A 20,349-nucleotide genomic window follows, 5' to 3' on the forward strand; every position below is an offset into this window, starting at 1 on the left:
TCGTCTTGTTCCTTTTCGCATACACCATACACAAGTGCTTGTAATTCGCAACTTGAGTTAATTAGAAATCAATGCTACCATTGCTATAGTTAGTACTAGATAAATGATAATCTTACAAACAGTGAACTCCGCTCTTATTGTAGAAGATCATCTCCCACTCACAGGCTTTTGGTGTTATCATCCAAGTCTAAATTACTTTTTCTGAAATTCAGCCAAACAAGTAGCTGTTATGTCATGGTGTAATTTGTAGCGGCACACACAAAAGCCAGAGAAATCTTTTTATTGTGAATTAACTGGGCCAAAGCACTTTATCTCTACCCTTCCGCCTCGATCAGGTCAAAATATTAACAAGGACTCCAGAACAAGGTCTTCAATTATAGCTTTAGGAATCCTTTGGACACTATGTTATCGTAAACAGCATATGAAGTTTCTACCTACCCAGCTCATCCTTTTCCTTCGTAATAAGCCCGAGCGTCGCAATATGAAGCTCCTGTTCAGGTTCTTGTTTGTATTGCTTATCCTGGTGATAGTTTTTACAATCATTTTCCACCTGCTCATGCTAAGGGAGGGGCAACAGCATACCTGGATAACTGGCTTCTACTGGACCCTCACGGTGATGTCAACACTAGGTTTTGGAGATATTACTTTTAACAGTGATGCAGGCCGATTTTTTTCCATTGTGGTACTGTTATCGGGTATGGTATTCCTGCTGATTCTGTTCCCCTTCACTTTTATAAACTTCTTCTATTCTCCCTGGATGAAGGCACAGGAAAATGCCCAGGTACCACGCGAATTGCCAGCCAAAACAAATGGCCATATAGTACTTACCCGCTACGATCCCGTGACTGAGGCTCTGATTAAGAAACTTGATCGATTCCAGTATCCGTACGTTGTGCTGGTACCTGATTTAACAGAAGGTTTGCGACTGCATGGTTTAGGTGTAAAAGTAATGCTAGGAAACCTGGATAATCCCAAAACATACCAAAGGGTGCAGGTAAACAACGCAGCCTTAGTGGCAACTACCGCCACAGACGTGCTTAATACTAACGTGGCTTTTACAGTACGGGGCATAAGCAACGATGTACCTGTTATTTCAACCTGCAGCTACGGCGCATCAATGGATATTTTGCAATTGGCGGGCAGCAACCACGTTTTGCGACTGGGGGAAATAATGGGAAATTTTCTTGCTCGCAGGGCCAGCGGAGGTGATGCCATTGCGCATGTAATAGGCCAGTTTGACGAGCTGCAAATAGCAGAAGCCACGGTGGCTGGATCTTCCCTAGTAGGGTTAACGCTGCGCGAAACAAAGCTGCGTGAGCAAGTAGGGGTTAGTGTGGCGGGTTTCTGGGAGCGAGGCAAATTTCGAGCAGCACAACCAGATACGCTGATTACTTCTACTATGGTACTCGTGTTGGCGGGCTCTGAGGCACAGATAGGCAGGTACAATGAAGCTTTTCAGGTGGAACGAAACATGAACCACCCAGTGGTCATAATTGGGGGCGGAAGAGTAGGCAGGGCTACAGGACGAGCTTTAGAAGCGCGTAACCTGGATTACCGCATCGTGGAGAAGGTGCCAGAGCGAATAAAAAGCGACTCGAAGTATATACTGGGAGATGCAGCTGAACTACAGATACTGCAGCAGGCAGGTATTGAGGAATCTCCCTGTGTTATCATTACCACACATGACGATGACTTGAACGTATACCTGACCATCTACTTACGCAGGTTACGTCCAGGCATTCAAATTATCTCTCGCACCACCTTAGAACGGAATCTGGCTACGCTGCACAGAGCTGGAGCCGATTACGTAATGTCTTATGCCTCAATGGGGGCCAATACTATTTTCAATCTTCTTAAACGCAGCGATATTCTTATGGTAGCCGAGGGACTGAACCTGATCAAAGTAAAAGTGCCTGAGCGGCTGGCGCGACATACTATTTCTCAGTCATCTATTCGCCAGGAAACAGGTTGCACCATTATAGCCATTCGGCAGGAAAACGAGCAGCTTATCAATCCTGATCCAAATACGGAACTTCCCGCTGAAGCAGAAATTATACTTATTGGCACTGTTGAGGCAGAAGAGCGTTTCTTTCGCCTGTATGGGAGCAGTTAACTTTTCTCTTCATTTGATTGGGTTGATTCTAGTCTTAGTGCCTTTCCCTTCATGGCTGAGGCAGATTAAAATTCACTTAATAAAGTATACACTGCCTTAGTTTAAGATAGGAGGCTCGTTTTGCAGTTGCTGTACAGGTGCCTCTACTTTTTTTCTTATAACTCGTGCTGGGTTCCCGACAGCTATGCAATTATCTGGTATGTCTTTTACCACAACTGAACCTGCCCCTACCCTGACGTTATTTCCAATCCTGACTTTCCCGATAATACAAACATTTGACCCAAGCTCTACATTATCGCCAATTATTGGTGAGTCTGAGTAGCTGCCATCCTCGTACCTAATGTTGCCTATAGTAGTGGAGTGCCTCATAAAACAGTTTTTGCCAATTACAGCACATCCATTCACCACCAGCGCCTGCCCATGACCCAAGTAAAAGCCCTCTCCTACTTCTGTCCAGTGTGGCAACTCAATGCACATAAACCACTCTACCAGTATTTTATAAAACATCAGGTAAGGAAGCCAGAGCAGTCTAAAGAACTTGTTTTTAGAGGCTGGCCGTGCCAGCCTGAAAAGGACCATTACAATCCTGCCTTTTATGTTGTGCTTATTTGCACGCCAATCTTGAAAAATATAGGATATACCAAACATGCCATTACATTGAGATTGGCTTTACGCTTTACCCATACCTGATGTTACTGAAGTTTCGGCATATTAAAGAGCAATTGCTTTGATGGAATTTGACTCTTTTACAACTATAAAAAGACAGAGTCTAAGCGAAAAAGTTAGGTGGAGAAAAGCTGTTGATGTACCAGGCTCTGCCGATAGGCTTTTGCCACAATGCTGAAAATGGTGATTTTGAAGAAGGAATTACAGCATTCTTTATAGAGAGTGAAACCCTAAAAGTATAGAAAATAAAAAAGGTAGAAGAAGATCTTCTACCCTTTCCAAGCTATGAAAACAAACTTAATGCTGCAAAGATAAGAAGAAAGTTAATTCAAAACCAGTTATATGTCGGTGAAATGGATAAATGTATCGGTAAACTGGTCATTTATATCGGTGAATTTGCCTCATTTAATAATCCTGGAAAGCAGAGAAAACCTAATTATAATCCTCTTTGATAGCTTTTTACCAAACTTTACAAGATTTTTCTTAATGAAATCTTTTTGTTGTGTAAGTCTACCAATTTTAATAAAAGTTGATCAGGCTATCTTAGGAGTACATGAGCGTTCCATATTTTTTGGCTAGGCTAATTTCAATTTATCATTCCATCGCCTTCCTGCAAGTGTATGTGTTGGTTAGCCTGCTTCGCTGAATGTATAACAAGTATAGGAGATCATTTTCCAACATCATACTGTCACAAAAGTGTATTTAAAGCGTGGCTTTACTAAATTACAGCTTCATTATCCTCTAGTAAGCTTTTATTCAGCTAGTCTTTTCTAAATGAGAGTTCTCAATTCCTCCCTCAAATATTTTATTGTTCAAAGGTTGAATTTATCCAATAAAGAAGCTGCCAATCGTATTGTAGCAGGTCGGGTTTTGGTGAATGGTAAACCAGGAACATTATCTCAATTTTTGCTTCCTGAAGATGAGGTTTTGATGGATGGCCAGACAGTGAAAGAGCCGAGAAAAAATGTTTACATCGTCTATCATAAACCACGTGGCATAGAATCTACTATGAATACCCAGATAGAAAACAATTTATTGGACGCCACAGGTTTAACACCAAATTTATTTCCTGTTGGTAGACTTGATAAGGATTCAGAAGGCCTTCTGCTGCTCACTAACGATGGAGGACTTACGTACAAAATACTTCACGCCAAGAGGCCACAAGAAAAGGAGTACGTTGTAACGGTGGATAAGCCATTGACACAAGAAGCCATAGATCGCCTTGCTGAAGGTATCGTGATTATGGGACAAAAAACACAGCCTGCCATAGTTGCGCAAATAGATGACTTAACTTTCAAGATAATCCTTACACAAGGCCTCAACCGTCAGATTAGGAGGATGTGTTATAAGCTGGGGTATCAGGTGCTGAGACTAGTACGAATCCGTATTATAAATCTTGAACTGGGCAATTTAGCACAAGGGAAATGGCGCCACTTAAACCTGGAAGAATTAAGCACCTTAATTCAAAAGCTAACTTAAGTTTGACTCGCAACATAGATTTAGAGCTATAGCCTAACACTACATCCTTCAGGTATTACCAGCAAAATCAGTTGTGTAGTTCTTATAGCGGGTTTGTATGAATTCCTGGTTAAAGCTTGTGCCATGCCGACGTTCCTAATCAACTCAAGGTGGGAAACGACAGATAAATATTGCCATATCTCAAAAAGTAATCAACAATATCAGCTTAGAGAGGTTTAAAGAAAGGAGTAATAATTTTGTATAAACTTTAGCTCCAACGGCCCGTTTTATTTATAGTGCTGCAAAGCTACATTAAGCTTTAAAAAGATTGCACTACCTGCTCCCACCTATCCTCCATTAAGTTTGATTCCAAACTTAATGGCTCTTATAGTGCCCTTGATAAATAGATAATTTCAAATTATCAAAACCCTTCAACAATACATGATAAACTATGGATTCAAATGAAACCCAAAGAAAAAAGAACACAGGCTTTAAGATTTCGAAAGCAAAACTAAAAACAGCCTCTACCTCGCAGCAGGACTTGCACAACCTACCGACACAAGCTAGACCTTCCGTAGACCCTAACGATGTAGTGGTACCAGAAGGATATGTGGTGGAGCCAGTAATGGTGGGACTTTCTTTCCCTACCGATGTTAGTTTCGCCGACGACGGCACTATTTTCGTTAGCGAAGGCGGCAGTTCCTGGCCTACACGACCCTACATGCCAGCCCGTATCGTGGTGCGACATCCTTCAGGCGAAACAGAGGCCATTACCATGAATGTACATGCTGGACCCAGAAGCGTGACCTGGCGTGATGGTGAGCTTTACATGTTCTTTAAAGGTGGCTACCATGCACAGATTGCCAAGTATAACCTCCAAACAGGTGATCTCAAGATTTTAATCGACCAGATTCCGAGTGGTGGTTGGCACGAACCAGGCGGTCCTATTTTTGGTCCTGATGGGTTGATGTACTTCGGACATGGTTCCGTTACGCAGCAGGGCGTATCGCTGCCAGCTGGCTTTACTGTAGACTTGGCGAAACACCCGCTAGCTTTGGATGTGCCAGGGCAAGATGTAACGCTAACAGGCAACAATGTCAGGTCAAGAGACCCAAGGCTGCCCTTCCCTTTTATGATAGAAACTGGTGCTTTTAAGCCTTTTGGTACACCAGCTAAAAAAGGCGAGGTTATTAAAGGAGAGCTATTTTGCAACTCTGCCGTTTGGCGATCCCGCCCAGATGGAACAAACGTGGAGTTACTGGCATGGGGCATACGCAATCCTTTCGGAATGGCAATGAATGAAGAAGGCGAATTGTTTGTGACGGATAATGACTTTGAAGAGAAAGGAGAGCGTGCCATTGCAAATGATCCAGACCGCATCTGGCACATTAAAAAAGCGCGAGAACCTTTTGGGTCTGTTACGACTCCTGACTGGTACGGCTTCCCTGATATTTGTGGAGATGGCTTACCTGTTACACATGAGTCACACCTGCCCTTGCGCGGTAAGGCTCCAGAACTGCTACTTGAAAACCCGCCTGAATGGGCAGGCCCAGCCGCTTTTCTGGAGCAGCCACATTCCTGTATGTGTAAAATGGATTTTTCAACTTCTGATGCTTTTGGCTATAAAGGAGAGCTTTTTGTGGCTGAATGGGGTACACTCGCTCCTCTAAACTCCCCACGCCCCGAGGACCTTGACCATGGATTCCGAGTTATAAGGGTTGATGTAAAAAATGGTACCGCCGAGCCTTTCATGCACAACAAAAAGTTTGGCCCCGCCTCTACTGTCGGCTCTGGCGGCATAGAGCGACCTGTGTCATGCAAGTTCAGCCCCGACGGCAAGAGCTTGTATGTTCTTGACTGGGGTGTGGCAAAAGTAACGCCAGGAAACATGATGGGTTTTGCCCATACAGGTGTACTCTGGAAAGTAACAAGAAAGGAGGAGAATAATGGATAATGCAACTAAAACTACAGTCACCTTAATAGAACTAGACCAGGAAACAAGAAGTAACCAATTAGACCGCGCTAAAGCATGGTTTGATAATGTTCTCCTGACACAGGCCTCGTGCCGCAAGCTGCTTCTTGATACGGTAGAGAAAATAGAGGAGCCACACATAAAGCAATATCTAACCCAAATGTATGAGCAGGAAGAAAGGCATGAAGAGAAAGCAAGAGAGCTATTCTCCCTCATAGACCGTGAACCTTCGGACATACGTCAATTTTTGGGAGAGATTATGGGGAAAGCCCGTCAAGGTCTCGGGGATATGATTGCCATGACAGGCAGTGTGACGGGACCATGGCAGGATTTGCACCAGCTTTATATTTCGAATCATCACTCGATGGGTGCGTTTGCTGTGGCAGAACAGCTGGGACTTGCACTGGGCATTCCGCGTATAGCCGAGATTGCGTTTGGTGTAGTGGCAGAGAAATCAACAAGCCAGCTATTAATACAGGAGTGCGTGCTGGAAATGTGTTCTAAATCTATACTTTACCACGAGAGTTTTTAAAGAAAGATACATAAGTCTCCTAAGGCCTTTCAGCGAACTGAAAGGCTTTTTTATGTGTATCAAATTAGTTTAATATTCATAAGTGGGGGCAACGGGGCACTTCTTTCCTTGCTTCAGTTAGCTTAATGTTGCAAACCAAAGCCTTTGGCTACTTGGAAAGCACTGATATAACAATGAAATTTAAGAAAAACTGAAATCTGCAGCAGCAAGATTCAATCTTTGAGAAGAGTTAAAATTATACAAGCGGGAATATGAAAGATAAAGCTAGTATCATTGCACTGGAATTAAGTTTGTAGCAACACGCTGTTCCCAAAGCCTCTTTGTAAAAACATAAAGAGAGGTGTAATATACTGGAATTATTAAATACAGAAAATTGAAAAAAACACTGCTACCACTTTCCTTAGGTGGATTAGGAATAGGAACTACTGAATTTGTGATGATGGGTTTACTACCCGATATTGCCAAAGATTTTAATATTAGCATACCAGAAGCAGGACATATGATTTCAGCCTACGCGCTGGGCGTGGTTATTGGAGCTCCCTTACTGGTAGTTGCCAGCCGTAGCTTTCCGCCAAAGAAAATCCTGTGGACGCTAATGATTGTATTTACCCTCTTCAATGCCTGCTCAGCCTTTGCGCCTTCTAGCTTTACGTTGCTCATGTCGCGTTTACTGGCTGGGTTACCACATGGTGCTTTTTTCGGAGTTGGCTCTGTAGTAGCAAGCCGTTTGGCTCAGAAAGGCAAAGAAGCACAGGCTATTTCTACGATGTTTGCAGGCCTTACAATTGCCAATCTACTTACGGTACCCCTTGGCACCTACATTGGTCACCATTACTCCTGGCGTTACACCTTCGGTTTAGTCACAGTTATCGGTTTAGTTACACTTCTGTTGATTCAGCTATGGTTGCCTGCCCTTCCAGTTACTAAATCAGGAAATGTACGCTCCGAGTTGGGCTTTTTTAAGAACAGAGAAGCCTGGTTAATCCTTTTAATAACAGCTATAGGTACAGGAGGATTATTTGCCTGGATTAGCTACATAGCCCCGCTGATGACGGAGGTAGCAGGCTTTGCCGCTGACCAAGTGCCATATGTGCTTATTCTCGCGGGCTTTGGTATGGTTGTAGGCAACCTTATAGGTGGTAGGCTTGCCGATAGGGTAAAACCTGTTAAGGCCACCCTTATACTGTTGTTGAGTATGGCCAGCTCTCTTCTGTTAATCTACTTTACTTCTGAAAGTAAAGTAATGGCACTGCTCATGACTTTTGTAGCAGGAGGACTTTCTATGGCAATTGCAGCACCCATTCAGATATTGATGATTAACACAGCGAAAGGAGCAGAAATGCTAGGCGCAGCAGCCACTCAGGCTGCCTTCAATATAGGTAATGCGCTAGGTGCATTTTTTGGGGGCCTGCCAATAGCCATGGGTTACGGCTATACCTCTCCCGAACTAGTAGGTACGTTGATGGCGACAACAGGAGCTTTTATAGCTGTTCTACTCATCCAAAGGCAGAAGCAGACTTCCACAGAAGCTTCTTTAAGTAGCATACCATAAAAACTACTCAGCTAAACTAAAAAAGGAAAGCCCTTCACAATGAAGAGCTTTCCTTTTTATTTATAGAAAAGCTTAACTCATCAAACCTTTCAACTTTTAGCCATATTTGTGTACGTCAATCTTCCAGAGAAAGTTAAAATATTTGGCTCTGTTATAGGTAAAAGTTAACATCTCTATAAATCTCCTGAGTAATCTGGATTAACGCAAGTTACACCCTCCGCATTCTTCACCTTTACAAATTTACCAGCACTCATATCTATAGCCCACAAATCATAAATTTCTGTAAGTTCATGCTGCCGCTGGTCTTTGAAATGTATGACATAGAATTGCTCATCATCTACCCCCTTCACCTTACAGGTTGTCCAGTTGTAGTCCTTTTCAGGATAGCTTGACTGTATATTGATTTCATCTAAGATTTCAAATACCGCCTGATCCCCGTTCCTGCCAACAACCCTTTGAAGGAGTATTTTGCCTACCCCGTTTCTGCATTCTTTTTGTGATTTGGCAAGATGGGAAACCCATAAATTACCACCGCTTTCATTAGAACCTAATAGAGTACCTGCACAATTAAAAGGCCCATACTTCTCTATCTCAGCAGTTGTTTTACCTATTAGGCTGCTATCTAATTGGTATGCAATATTGTCTTCCTCTGTTGTCTTAGCTAAGGTGGAGGAGTTGATTTGTGAATCATCAACTATCGTATAGGTGATACCATTATTCACTGCTTCTTTTTGTTGGTCAGCATTATTGCATGCAGTGAAAGCAACAGCCATTAGAACGGCTTTGATAGTTCTTTTCATATTCGTTTTATTTATAAGAGGCTGTTTTGATTTGGATGAATAGAAAAGCAGGTGTCGGTTGTTAGGGTAATAAAAGTTTGCAGACTTATGGCTTACCCTAGCAGTTTAACCGACACCCAATGGCAGTTCATAGCAAAGATATTAGAGGATGAGGTGCTCGAGCGCAAGCGGGCATGACCCTTGCGCAGCATTCTTGACGCCATCTTCTATATTGTCAAGGGCGGAGTGCAGTGGCGCATGCTGCCCTCGGAGCTTCCACCCTGGCAGACAGTCTACTACTATTACCGCAAATGGCGGCTGAATGGTTGCTAGGAGATGATCCATGATCACCTCTTCAGGCAAGTCAGGCGGCAGCTCGGCAGAGCAGACTCCCCGAGTGTGGGCATCATAGACTCGCAGAGCGTGAAGACGGTGCAGCAGGGAGGGCAGCGGGGCTATGACGCGGCCAAGCGGGTGAAGGGGCGCAAAAGGCACCTGATGACCGACACGCTGTGCTTGCTGATCGTCCTGGTCGTGCACAGGGCTGACGTGCCCGAGCGGCAGGGAGCTGGGTGGCTGCTCCGCAGAAAGGCCAGCAGAATAGCTGATTTCAACCGTTTGAAACTCGTCTTTGCAGACCAGGGCTACAGCGGGCTGAGGATGTGGGAATGGGTCAAGAACACCTTCTCCCATTTGGGCTGGAGGCTGGAGATAGTCAAGAAGATACACAAGAAGGTCTTTAAGGCTTTGCCCAAACGGTGGATTGTGGAGAGAACCTTCAGTTGGCTAAACCTCTACCGAAGGCTCTCCAAAGACTATGAGTACTCGACCAAATCATCCGAGGCAATGATACAAATTACCATGATTAACATCATGCTTAAAAAATTATCTAAATGAATTCAAAACAACCTCTAAAAACAACCTCTAAAAGAAGAAAAATACCCGCATCAGAAGACCAGTGAGGACACTATGTACTGCAATATGTGCAATCCATAAACAGTCCGTCAAATTTCAAGAAGAATTCACATAACAAATAGAGGTGTATGATGGATGAAACTATCAATCAGATTCAAGAACCTTTATAAAACCCAGACACTACTAACAAAAAGCCCCAGGAGTTTAATACTCGTGGGGCTTTTTGTTGCTGTTTCACTTAGTAAGTAAATTCTACAAAAACATAGATCTAGGTTCCTCTATAAAGGCGCTAATCAGGTCAATTTGATTTATCCCAACATGTTTTGCATTATAATAACATTCTACTAACAGTAGGGTAACATGCGTGTCTTAGTTTTGATGCATAACAAAAACGTTGTGATGAAAAAGAACTCTTACTCAAAACTTGGTCTTGCATTAGCCATGGCCTCTGTATTCGTTACAGGTTGTAAAGACGACAAACCCTTCAACCCTGAATGGCCTGAAGAATGGACTTTGGAAAATTACTCTGTTACTCCTTCTTTAGTTAAGACGCTGCCTGGCTTTGGCAATGTAAAGATCAAAACTATGATCAGCAGTGATGATCAACTGGAGAACTCACCAAACTTCGTTTACGGAGCACAACCTGATGGAGCAGGCATAATACCTGATCCTAGTGGCAATGGCTTTCTCATGATAACGAATCATGAAATTCTGCAGTCTGTATCCCGTGTAAAGCTCGATAAAAACCTTAAGCCTGTTTCAGGAGAGTACATTGTGGATGCCGCAGGTGGTATGTGGAGACTTTGTTCTGCAACACTTGCCACACCACAGGAACACGGTTTTGGCCCGACATTTTTAACAGCAGGTGAAAGCGGTATAGAGTCTATGATTCACGCTATTGACCCTATGGGCAGTGTAGGTGACAGGAGCCGTACTGATAGAACCTTGCCAGCCCTAGGAAAGTGCAGCGCCGAAAATGCAGTACCTCTTCCTAAAGCTGCCTATAACAACAAGACTATTATTTTTATTGGCGAAGACGAAAGCAATCCAGCTAACAGTATGGGTCAGGTAAACATGTACGTGTCTAACGCTACAGGTGATTTACAGAACGGAAAACTGTACATGCTGCGTCGCAAAGACCTGAATGTTACTGAAACGGATATGGAAGTAGGTAAAAGCTATGATATTGAATTCGTTGAGTACAGTAATGTAAAATCAAGCACAGGTGCACAGTTGGCTACTCAAACTATAGATAAAAAAGCCATACAGTTTGCCCGCGTAGAAGATCTTGACTATGGAAAAGGTTCTCCAGCTGCTAACAGAACACTATACTTTACTTCTACAGGTGTAAGCCCAGATAAGGTTAACCCTGCTCCTGGTTTAACTATGTGGGGCCGAGTATACAAGCTGGAGATGAATGCAAATGACCCGCTTAAAGGAAAAATTACTCCTCTGATAGACGGTAACGAAGATCCAGGCAACAGCATTGTAAACCCAGATAATATCTGTGTGACAGAAAACTATGTTTACATACAGGAGGACGGAGATTCATTTTATCAGGATAACAAACATGATGGCCGCATATGGCAGCTTAACATCAAAAACAACCAGTTGAAGCCAATGCTGGAAATGAACCATCGTAGAGACGATGCCACTTTCAATGCTAAGTACAACCCTTCAGGCTCAACTCGCCTTAGCAGCTGGGAGTACGGTGCCATGTTAGACATATCAGATCTTACAGGAAAACCTGGTACTTTCATCGTAAACATACATCCGCATACTTGGAGAGACGAAAAATTCAGAAATGCAGATGGTAGCGGATTATCATCTAATATAGAAGGCGGTCAGACCGTAATCCTGACAAACGTACCGCGATAACCCCTTATCAACTTCGGTACAAAGCAAAGCCTGTCTGTTTCCAGAAGGCTTTGCTTTCTTTTTTTTACTAATAACAGAGCTTTTAACAGCTTTTATGAAGAAAAATGTAATGGCATTGGTGGCTTTTTTAGCCATCGTAATGTTCTGCTGTACACAGCAGGTACAACAGAAACCTGCACCTAAAGCTAAAGCATACCTGCTGGCAAACCTCGATACGCTGCAGACAACAGCAACAGACAGGCTTTTGCGCCAGGCAATCAACGGTCCCGTTGACTCTATTCAAGCAGCTTTTCTGGCAACTCGCTTAGCTTACAAAAAAGTCGAACTGTTTACAGAATACTATACTCCTACTGCCAGTAAAGAAATGAATGGTGCTCCTTTGCCTGAAATTGAGACGGATGAAACAACAAGCTTTGACCCATCTGGATTACAGGTAATAGAAGAGAAAATATTTCCTGAATTTGAAGAGGAAAACCGAGATGAATTAGTGCGTGAAGTGAGAAAGTTCATTTCTGTTTCAGGTCGAGCACGCACGCTACTCCAGCATACTACCTTCTCAGACGCCAATATCTTTGCCGCATGCAAGCAAGAAATCTTCAGGGTTATTGTATTAGGAATCACAAATTTCGATACACCCATAACTGCTACTGGTGTAAAAGAATCTGTAGCAGCACTAAGATCGGTACAGGCAGTACTCCATTTCTATGGAGAAAACACCAAAATACAGCAACTATTACAGAATGCCATTGCCTACACTTCTCACAGCAACGACCCCGACAGCTTCGACAGAATGGCGTTCATTTTGAATTTTGCTAACCCTATAACATCAGAGTTGGTTAGGTGGGAAGAGGAACTAGAAATTGAGCCCTTAGAAACACAGTCGGTGCTAAATACGAAAGCACTTACCCTTTTCGACGAAGGTGCACTTAACCCTAACTTTTTCGCTGGCTCTTCGGAAGCTATGGCTACACCGACAAAGGCTGCTTTAGGAAAAGCACTTTTCTTTGACCCTGTAGTAGCTGGTGGCACACGCACCTGCGGCAGCTGCCACAAACCAGAACTAGCTTTTACAGACGGTTTGCCTAAGAGCATAGCCATTGAGGAGGGGAAATTTGTACAAAGAAATGCTCCTACCCTTTTTTATGCTGGCCTACAGCATGCCCAGTTTTATGATATGCGTGCCAGTACGCTCGAAAGCCAGGCAGTGGATGTAATACATAATAAAGACGAAATGCACGGGTCAGTTGAAGAGGCTGCTCAACGCCTAAACCAACAACCAGTATACCTTCAGGCTTTTAAAGAAGCCTTTCCAGAATTGGATACACAGGTGCAGCCTAAGCACGTCATGATTGCGCTGGCTAGTTATGTTCGTTCGCTTACCCCTTTCAACTCACGCTTTGACAAACACATGCGCGGCACCGAAGAGCTATTGACAGAAGAAGAGATAAAAGGCTTTAACTTGTTTACGGGCAAAGCCAAATGCGCCACCTGTCATTTTATACCAGTTTTCAACGGAACTGCAGCTCCCGCCTTCAACAACACAGAAGCTGAAGTATTGGGAGTTCTACAAGATCCAAGGGCAACTACTCCGACTCTAGATATTGACGAAGGTCGTTACACCCACAGCAAAATGGAGGAATTACGATTCGCATTTAAAACCCCGACGCTGCGAAACATAGCTAAAACAGCGCCTTATATGCATAATGGTGCTTATGAAACGCTGGAGGAAGTAATGGACTTTTATAACAAAGGTGGAGCTATGGGAATGGGCCTGCACCTGGAGAACCAGACGCTACCTCCTGACCCTCTTAATTTGACGGAGGAGGAAACCAAAGCCGTGATAGCGTTTCTTAATTCTTTAACTGATGAGGTAAATTAGCAAAAAGTACAAAGCTCCTACTCATCGCGGTAAAACCGAATTTCATTCAAAAGAATCATGTACTATGAAAGGGGAATCTTATATATTTGATAATTAAAAATTCTACCTCAAAGTACCGAATCAGTTGAAATGAGGGGGTTTCTACTTAAATTCTCTGATATTCCTTCATTTACTTTAGCCAAGTTAGTCACCTTCAAAGCATAACATGCGTATAACTACCCATGACTTTGTACGACTTCAACGGAATCAACCTGGATGAAAGGGCTCAGACGGTGTGGAAGCACGGCACCTTCCTCACTACACGTAGTGCCTGGGGCTGCAGAATCACCCTCTACCACGTAGGCGACTTCTTTGCAGAGGTATGGCACGAACCTAGACACAACCACATTGTACTTGTGCGTGGCTTTAAGAACAAAGCTTTGTTAGACGCTTATACAGACCAAGTTGATCTGGTTGAAATAGCCGAGATACTGAACTAAGAGATAAAAAACCATAAAATAGCCATAAAAGCACAAGCCCACTTATTTTAAGTGGGCTTGTGCTTTTCTACAAAATGGTGGTGTTATAAAATCGGCCTTTTCATTGCCCACACTAGTGCGCTTGCCCCTAATATAGCAGCATCAGCCTCTTTCAGCTCACTAAAATTTAAGGATACTTTGTTCTTGAAAACGTGCAGCAGGTTCTTTTCCATGTGTTCCCTTACAGGATCCATAAGCAAGCTACCAGCTTTTGTAACACCGCCAAAAAGTATGACGGCCTCCGGAGAAGAAAACATCACAAAATTGGCCAATGCTTCACCCAATACTTGCCCTGTGAAACGATAAACTTCCTGTGCTACTTTATCGCCTTTCATAGCACATTCATAAACTGCCTTTGAATCGATGTCCTCTGGTGCGTAATCGCGCAACGTGCTGGACTGATCTGTTGCCGCTAACATTTCTTTTGCAGTAAGCACAATGCCAGTAGCTGAGGCATAAGCCTCCAAAGAACCTTTCAAGCCTGTAGACCAATGTTCTCTACCTCCATAACGGATAATGGTATGGCCTAATTCTCCTGCAAAACCATCATGACCGTAAATTAATTCTCCACCAGTCACTATACCGCTCCCCACTCCTGTACCCAAGGTAATAACAATAAAATCTTTCATGCCCTTGGCGGCACCATACATCATCTCACCTACTGCAGCCGCATTAGCATCATTGGTGATAGAACAAGGTAGGTTAAACTTCGTTCCGATCAAGCTGGCGAAAGGAACAATGCCTTTCCAGTTCAGGTTAGGGGCGTACTCTATCGAGCCCGTAAAGTAATTAGCGTTTGGGGCGCCAACGCCTATTCCTTTTATATTTTCTTTTCCTACCTGATTCATAACAGGCTCTAAAACAGCATACAAAGCATCTATAAAAGCTTCTGCCGTAGCATAAGCACTAGTGGATAATCTGCCGCTGTAAGATATGTCCCCGCGGTGGTTCACTATGCCGTACTTTGTATTGGTACCGCCAATATCTACTCCTATGGCGTATTGTCGTGTGTTGTTGCTCATTAATTTATTCAGTAGCGCGTGATAAGATATGTGAAGAATAATTCAAATAGTAAAGCGAGAGCATATAATAAATTTAAAGTTTACTTTCGCTAAAGCATATTCAAACATAAGCCTATCCTTCCATCAATACAATAGTTTCCTTCGCAGTTTGCTGATTTTCTCCATTAGAAGTCAGCGCTGATTAAGGCTAAAGAATAAAACGAACTGGCGTCCTAGAAGTTTTCAGTACAATAATAGTGTGTCTCTACCTTTATATGGTAGGTTTAAGACAGGTAGCTATGCTTTCTTACCATTCAACTTTATGGTAAAGCTAGTTCCCACTCCTACTCGGCTATCAACTTCAATGCTTCCTCCCATCGCCTCTATATGTGCCTTCATTAAAAACAAGCCTACTCCCTTACCTTCGATATTAGAATGAAATCTCTTATAGAGCTTGAAGATATTACGGCCAGCTTTTTCCATGTCGAAACCTGAGCCGTTGTCAGAAAAACGAATAACCACCTTTCCCTCTTCCTCTATAGCGGCCTCTACCTTCACAATAAGGTTTCGTTCTTGGGAGCGGTACTTGATGGCATTAGACAACAAGTTGTAAAAGATACTGTGAAGATAGGCACGATAGCCGTCCACCAGAAGCCCCTCTTCCAATGCTGCGAACACCTGCCCATTACATTGGTCCAGCGCCTCCTGCATATCTCCTATAGCCTGCTGATACACATCTAGCAACCTCACACTCTCTTTCTCTAGCATGTCTCGCTTATCGCGTATAGACAGCACCCTATTGATATCAAGCAGCATGTCATCAAGCCTTGCGATGCTATCGTTTAAGTAAGACAAAGCAACATCGTATTGAGCAGACGCTTTATCAAAATTGCTTAAAAGCCTGGAAAGCCCCAGCGCGTTGGCCACAGCTCCCCTGAGGTTATGGGAAATGATATAAGTAAACTGTTGCATGTCGGTATTGTGCTGATATAGGTCCTGGCTCATCTTCACCAGTTTTGCATCAGCATCTATGCGTGGGGTAATGTCTTTCTGAATAGCAATAAAATGAGTTAATACTCCTGATGCATTATAAACTGGGCTAATATCCATAGAAACCCAGAACGCCTCCCCTGTTTTTTTATAATTTAATAGTAAAGCATTAAAAGGAACTCCTTCCCGCAGCTTTTCCCTTATTCTCTGTACTTCCTCTTGATCTGTTTCTGCCCCTTGCAGCAACGCACCTGGTTTTTTACCTACCGTTTCAGCTAATGTATAACCTGTAATTTTAGTAAAGCCTTCATTTATCCATTCCACGCGCCCACCAGCGTCTGTTATCATGGCTCCACTGCTTGTTTTACTAGCTATCAATGAAAGTTTCTCTAATTCTTCTTTAATATATACTTCCACGGTTTTATCGTGTAGGTATACCGACAAGCCTTCCTCAGATGGGTAAACTCTTGCCTCTAGCCATTTCTTTATTTCGTCTACGTACAGCTCAAAACTCATTGTTTTCCCAGCCTCGACAGCCTCATGAAAGAAGCTGTTAAATTTGAGTGTTACGTTTTCTGGAAAGGCGGACCAAATGCTTTTTCCTAACAGCTCATGCTTATCGATTCGCACCAAGCGTTCAAATTCACTATTGATAAATGTAAATTTCCAGTCTTTGTCTAAGGTATAAAAAGCGTCTGTTATGCTCTCTAAAATGGCGTGCAGCTTGGTTGCCTGCTGCTCAACAATTCTATATGAATTTGCTGTTTCGGTAACATCTTTAATGACCGCATGAACAGAGACAACTTTGCCTTCTGCAATTAAAGGTACTTTTACTACACTAAGAACTCTTTGCCCATGCTCTTCAAAATTCACATCCACTTCAAAGCTTACCTTGTTGCCAGAGAATGCCTCTCGCAGCTTTTGGTTAAAAATGGATTCTACCTCTTTGGGCAAATAATCTGCTAATAAATTATCTATAACCTCCTCTTTCTCTTTTTTGATGAAAGATAGAAAAGCATTGTTGGCATCTAGTATGGCACCTGACTCATTCTGCCAAAGAACCATATCAGGATTATTCTCGAACAGGCTCTTAAAACGCTGCTCACTTTCCTCTAACTGTATCCTCTCAAGCCTACTCTGTGTCACATCTCTACAACAGATAAAGATTCCTTTCACTAAAGGATTTTCTTGTTGATTGCTAACATTTGCCTCAATCCAACGCCACTGATCATGTGCATTTTTGAAGCGGAAGTACGGAACCTTAACAGGTTTATTTGTCTGCTTTACCTGGAAAAAGGCTTCTTTAACTGTAGCCGTGTCTTCAGGATAAATAAAGTCGAAGATGTTGTTTCCTTTCAGAGGATTGGCCTTGCTTTCAGATTTACTTACAAAAGCACCAGCCTCATAGATGCAGTTGCCATTTTCATCAATAAGTGCTACCAAGTCGGCACCATACTCTTTCAGCAGACGGTGCACCTCTCTTTCTTCCTCAATATTTGCATCAGTCTCCGCTTGTTTGGCGTCGTTGTGCCCTATACATAAAAAATAATTATTCTCGTCTGACCAGACGGAAGACCAAGAGAGACGTACGAGTCTCCCGTCGCTGCACACAAAGCGGTTCTCTACGTTTACCTTTGGTTTTTGAGGGGAAGCTTCTTGAAAAGCCAGAGTGGTTTTGACGCGGTCTTCCTGATAAATAAACTCTTCTGCCAGTCGTCCCTCTAACTCTTCTTTCGGGTATCCTAGAAGTTTAGAGCAACTCTCTCCTACTTTGATGAATTTACCTTTGGAACTCAGGGTACATATTACATCATCTGAATGGTTTAGTAAATGGGATATGAGGCCGTTATTCCAGGAGCCATTCTTCATAAAGGAGCTATATAATTAATTTATTATTTATATAATACAAGTATACGAATAAATTATATATTTATTCCATAATTTTCATGATAAAATATAATATATCCTAAAGTAACTACAGAACAATTAACTTCGGATATGAGATGTTACAGCTGCAGAAGAAAACATTGATTGCTTTTTGCGACAACTATATATAAATTAATGACAGCTGTTTCTGAGCAATTGTCACCATGTATTGCTTTAGTATTACTCTTTGAAAAGCTAAACCTTTTCTTATTCTGAAACTAAGACTTTCTTAGTATACAATAGAATAAAGAACTGCTTTCATACTAAACAGTGGGAATTCACGCTATTCATTCTTATAGCTGAAGCACTATTATTGAAAACATTGCAGCTATTAAGGGAGTAGGTTGTATAGTAGCAGTCGTTTTCGAATGTGAAAGCTTAATACAAAATCTGATGAAGGATTATGAACAAGCTCAGTTATAGATCAAGCTAACGTATTAATGGCTGCACAACTTTCACTATTAGTTAGTTAATCAAAAAATGATCATGTAGGTATGCCACCAGTTTTAGCCGCTTTTAAGAGGAACTATAAAGTAAGCTTCTGCTAATGAACACCAGAATTGTTGCTACTTATGATCAAATGATGATATATTAATAGGAAAATGTTTTACAAACCGTAGTTTTACTTTTTATAAGCTATCTGCTAATACAGAACTGATAAACTTTAAAAGCTTAACTTCCAGTTCTACAGCAAAAGCTAAAGTAAAATTCGCATAAAAACTCTACATATAAATCTTATTATGAACGATTTACAGTACGAATTTGGAATGGTTGGCTTAGGTGTTATGGGCCGAAACTTAATGCTCAACATCGCTGACAATGACTTTTCAGTTATCGGCCTTGACTTAGATGGTGCAAAAGCTGCTGCCGTAGAAATAGAAGCTGGACCAGGGAAGCCTGTCCGTGGCACCACGTCCACCGAAGAGTTTATACAGTCGCTTCGTAAGCCAAGAGCCATCATGCTTTTGGTGCCAGCTGGCCCGCCAGTAGATGCTGTTATTAAAAGCTTATTGCCACTGCTAGAGCCAGGTGATATCGTTATTGATGGGGGCAACTCATATTTCCCAGATACAGAACGCCGTGTACTAGAACTCGAAGAAAAAGAAATTCACTTTTTTGGAATGGGTATATCAGGCGGAGAGCAAGGAGCCCGTTTTGGCCCAAGTATGATGCCAGGCGGCAACAGAGAGGCGTATGAGAGACTTCGTCCTGTATTTGAAGCTGTGGCAGCCAAGGTTAACGGAGAGCCCTGTGTTACCTTCTTAGGCAATGGCTCTGCAGGCAACTTTGTTAAGATGGTGCATAATGGTATTGAATATGGCATTATGCAACTAATTGCCGAAACGTATGATGTGCTCAGACGAGGCGCAGGCTTAAGCGATGATGAATTACAAGCCACCTTCCAGGCGTGGAATGATACAGAACTACAGTCTTATCTAATTGAAATAACTGGTGAAATACTTCAAAAGCAAGACGAAGAAACTGGCCAGCGATTAGTACATGTCATCTCAGACAGAGCCCGCTCTAAAGGTACTGGCAAATGGACGTCGCAAAACGCAATGGATTTGCAAGTACCCGTGCCTACTATAGATATGGCGGTGCTAATGCGAGACATCTCTAAATTTAAAGAAGAACGTGTAGAAGCTGCTAACCTGTTACCTAATAATAGGTTACAAGAGGCTATCAGTACAGACCATCAGGAGTTTATTGCTAAAATGCGAAATGCTTTTTATTTCGCCATGATATCGACTTATGCGCAAGGCATGGCACAGCTAAAGGTGGCATCAGAGACTTATAAATACGAACTGCAACTGCAGGATGTAGCCAAAATCTGGCGCGGCGGCTGTATTATAAGAGCGGCTTGCTTAACAGACATACGTTCAGCATATGAGCAGAATCCATCGTTACCGAACCTTCTGCTGGATTCTAAAATAGGCGGAGATTTGTTAGATCGCCAGGATGATATTAGAATAATAGTGAAAGTGGCTATAGATAAAGGTATAGCAGTGCCTGCTTTTATGTCTGCACTTGCTTATTTTGATGCCTATCGTACCGAAACCTTACCTACAAATATAATTCAGGCGCAACGCGATTATTTCGGGGCGCATACGTACGAGCGTACTGATAAAGAAGGAATCTTCCATACCATCTGGAATTAAGCGCTAAGTAA

Annotated in this window: 13 protein-coding genes and 2 pseudogenes; 11 read left to right on the top strand and 4 right to left on the bottom strand. The window is 42.6% G+C overall.

Annotated features, from left to right (window positions below):
- Window positions 1-421 precede the first annotated feature (421 nt).
- Window positions 422-2,113 (top strand): potassium channel family protein, encoded by a 1,692-nt coding sequence (locus LN893_RS11755; protein ID WP_229970239.1) that lies wholly within the window; start codon window positions 422-424, stop codon window positions 2,111-2,113.
- Between the two features lie 96 nt (window positions 2,114-2,209).
- Here the strand turns inward: LN893_RS11755 and LN893_RS11760 are convergent, their stop codons facing one another.
- A complete protein-coding gene (locus tag LN893_RS11760; RefSeq protein WP_229970242.1) occupies window positions 2,210-2,692 on the bottom strand; it encodes a serine acetyltransferase in 483 nt (160 codons plus the stop codon).
- Window positions 2,693-3,553: 861 nt separating this feature from the next.
- On the opposite strand from LN893_RS11760, the gene LN893_RS11765 reads away from it, so the two are divergent.
- From LN893_RS11765 to LN893_RS11780, 4 genes are all read left to right on the top strand, one after another.
- Complete coding sequence (locus LN893_RS11765; protein WP_229970245.1) at window positions 3,554-4,258, top strand: pseudouridine synthase; 705 nt, start codon at window positions 3,554-3,556, stop codon at window positions 4,256-4,258.
- Window positions 4,259-4,688: 430 nt separating this feature from the next.
- Window positions 4,689-6,191, top strand: a complete 1,503-nt coding sequence (locus LN893_RS11770; RefSeq protein ID WP_229970247.1) for a PQQ-dependent sugar dehydrogenase — start codon at window positions 4,689-4,691, stop codon at window positions 6,189-6,191.
- The gene (locus LN893_RS11775) at window positions 6,184-6,741 is read left to right on the top strand and encodes a hypothetical protein (RefSeq protein ID WP_229970250.1); all 558 of its coding nucleotides are present in this window, start codon (window positions 6,184-6,186) and stop codon (window positions 6,739-6,741) included. The genes LN893_RS11770 and LN893_RS11775 overlap by 8 nt, the downstream gene beginning before the upstream one ends.
- A 373-nt stretch (window positions 6,742-7,114) precedes the next feature.
- Window positions 7,115-8,293 (top strand): MFS transporter, encoded by a 1,179-nt coding sequence (locus LN893_RS11780; protein WP_229970253.1) that lies wholly within the window; start codon window positions 7,115-7,117, stop codon window positions 8,291-8,293.
- Window positions 8,294-8,466: 173 nt separating this feature from the next.
- Here LN893_RS11780 and LN893_RS11785 read toward each other — a convergent pair whose 3' ends face one another.
- Entirely contained in the window at window positions 8,467-9,093 is a 627-nt protein-coding gene (locus LN893_RS11785; protein WP_229970256.1) for a hypothetical protein, read from the bottom strand.
- Window positions 9,094-9,180: 87 nt separating this feature from the next.
- On the opposite strand from LN893_RS11785, the pseudogene LN893_RS11790 reads away from it, so the two are divergent.
- The 5 genes and pseudogenes from LN893_RS11790 (at window position 9,181) to LN893_RS11805 (ending at window position 14,223) form a co-directional block, all read left to right on the top strand.
- Window positions 9,181-9,969: pseudogene (locus tag LN893_RS11790) on the top strand (IS5 family transposase).
- A gap of 36 nt (window positions 9,970-10,005) precedes the next feature.
- A pseudogene (locus tag LN893_RS20750) lies at window positions 10,006-10,068 on the top strand (hypothetical protein); the annotation flags it as partial.
- Window positions 10,069-10,386: 318 nt separating this feature from the next.
- Entirely contained in the window at window positions 10,387-11,865 is a 1,479-nt protein-coding gene (locus tag LN893_RS11795) for a PhoX family protein (protein ID WP_229970258.1), read from the top strand.
- Between the two features lie 94 nt (window positions 11,866-11,959).
- The gene (locus LN893_RS11800; protein ID WP_229970261.1) at window positions 11,960-13,744 is read left to right on the top strand and encodes a cytochrome-c peroxidase; all 1,785 of its coding nucleotides are present in this window, start codon (window positions 11,960-11,962) and stop codon (window positions 13,742-13,744) included.
- Window positions 13,745-13,965: 221 nt separating this feature from the next.
- Window positions 13,966-14,223, top strand: a complete 258-nt coding sequence (locus LN893_RS11805) for a hypothetical protein (RefSeq protein WP_229970265.1) — start codon at window positions 13,966-13,968, stop codon at window positions 14,221-14,223.
- 83 nt (window positions 14,224-14,306) lie between these two features.
- Here the strand turns inward: LN893_RS11805 and LN893_RS11810 are convergent, their stop codons facing one another.
- On the bottom strand, window positions 14,307-15,284 hold the full coding sequence (locus LN893_RS11810; protein WP_229970268.1) for an ROK family protein: 978 nt from the start codon (window positions 15,282-15,284) through the stop codon (window positions 14,307-14,309).
- Between the two features lie 276 nt (window positions 15,285-15,560).
- On the bottom strand, window positions 15,561-18,122 hold the full coding sequence (locus LN893_RS11815) for a PAS domain S-box protein (protein ID WP_229970271.1): 2,562 nt from the start codon (window positions 18,120-18,122) through the stop codon (window positions 15,561-15,563).
- Between the two features lie 797 nt (window positions 18,123-18,919).
- On the opposite strand from LN893_RS11815, the gene gnd reads away from it, so the two are divergent.
- Window positions 18,920-20,338: an NADP-dependent phosphogluconate dehydrogenase gene (gnd, locus tag LN893_RS11820; protein WP_229970274.1), complete on the top strand. Its 1,419-nt coding sequence runs from the start codon at window positions 18,920-18,922 to the stop codon at window positions 20,336-20,338.
- The last annotated feature ends 11 nt before the right edge of the window (window positions 20,339-20,349 follow it).

Source organism: Pontibacter harenae, assembly GCF_020907245.1.
Lineage (GTDB): Bacteria > Bacteroidota > Bacteroidia > Cytophagales > Hymenobacteraceae > Pontibacter > Pontibacter harenae.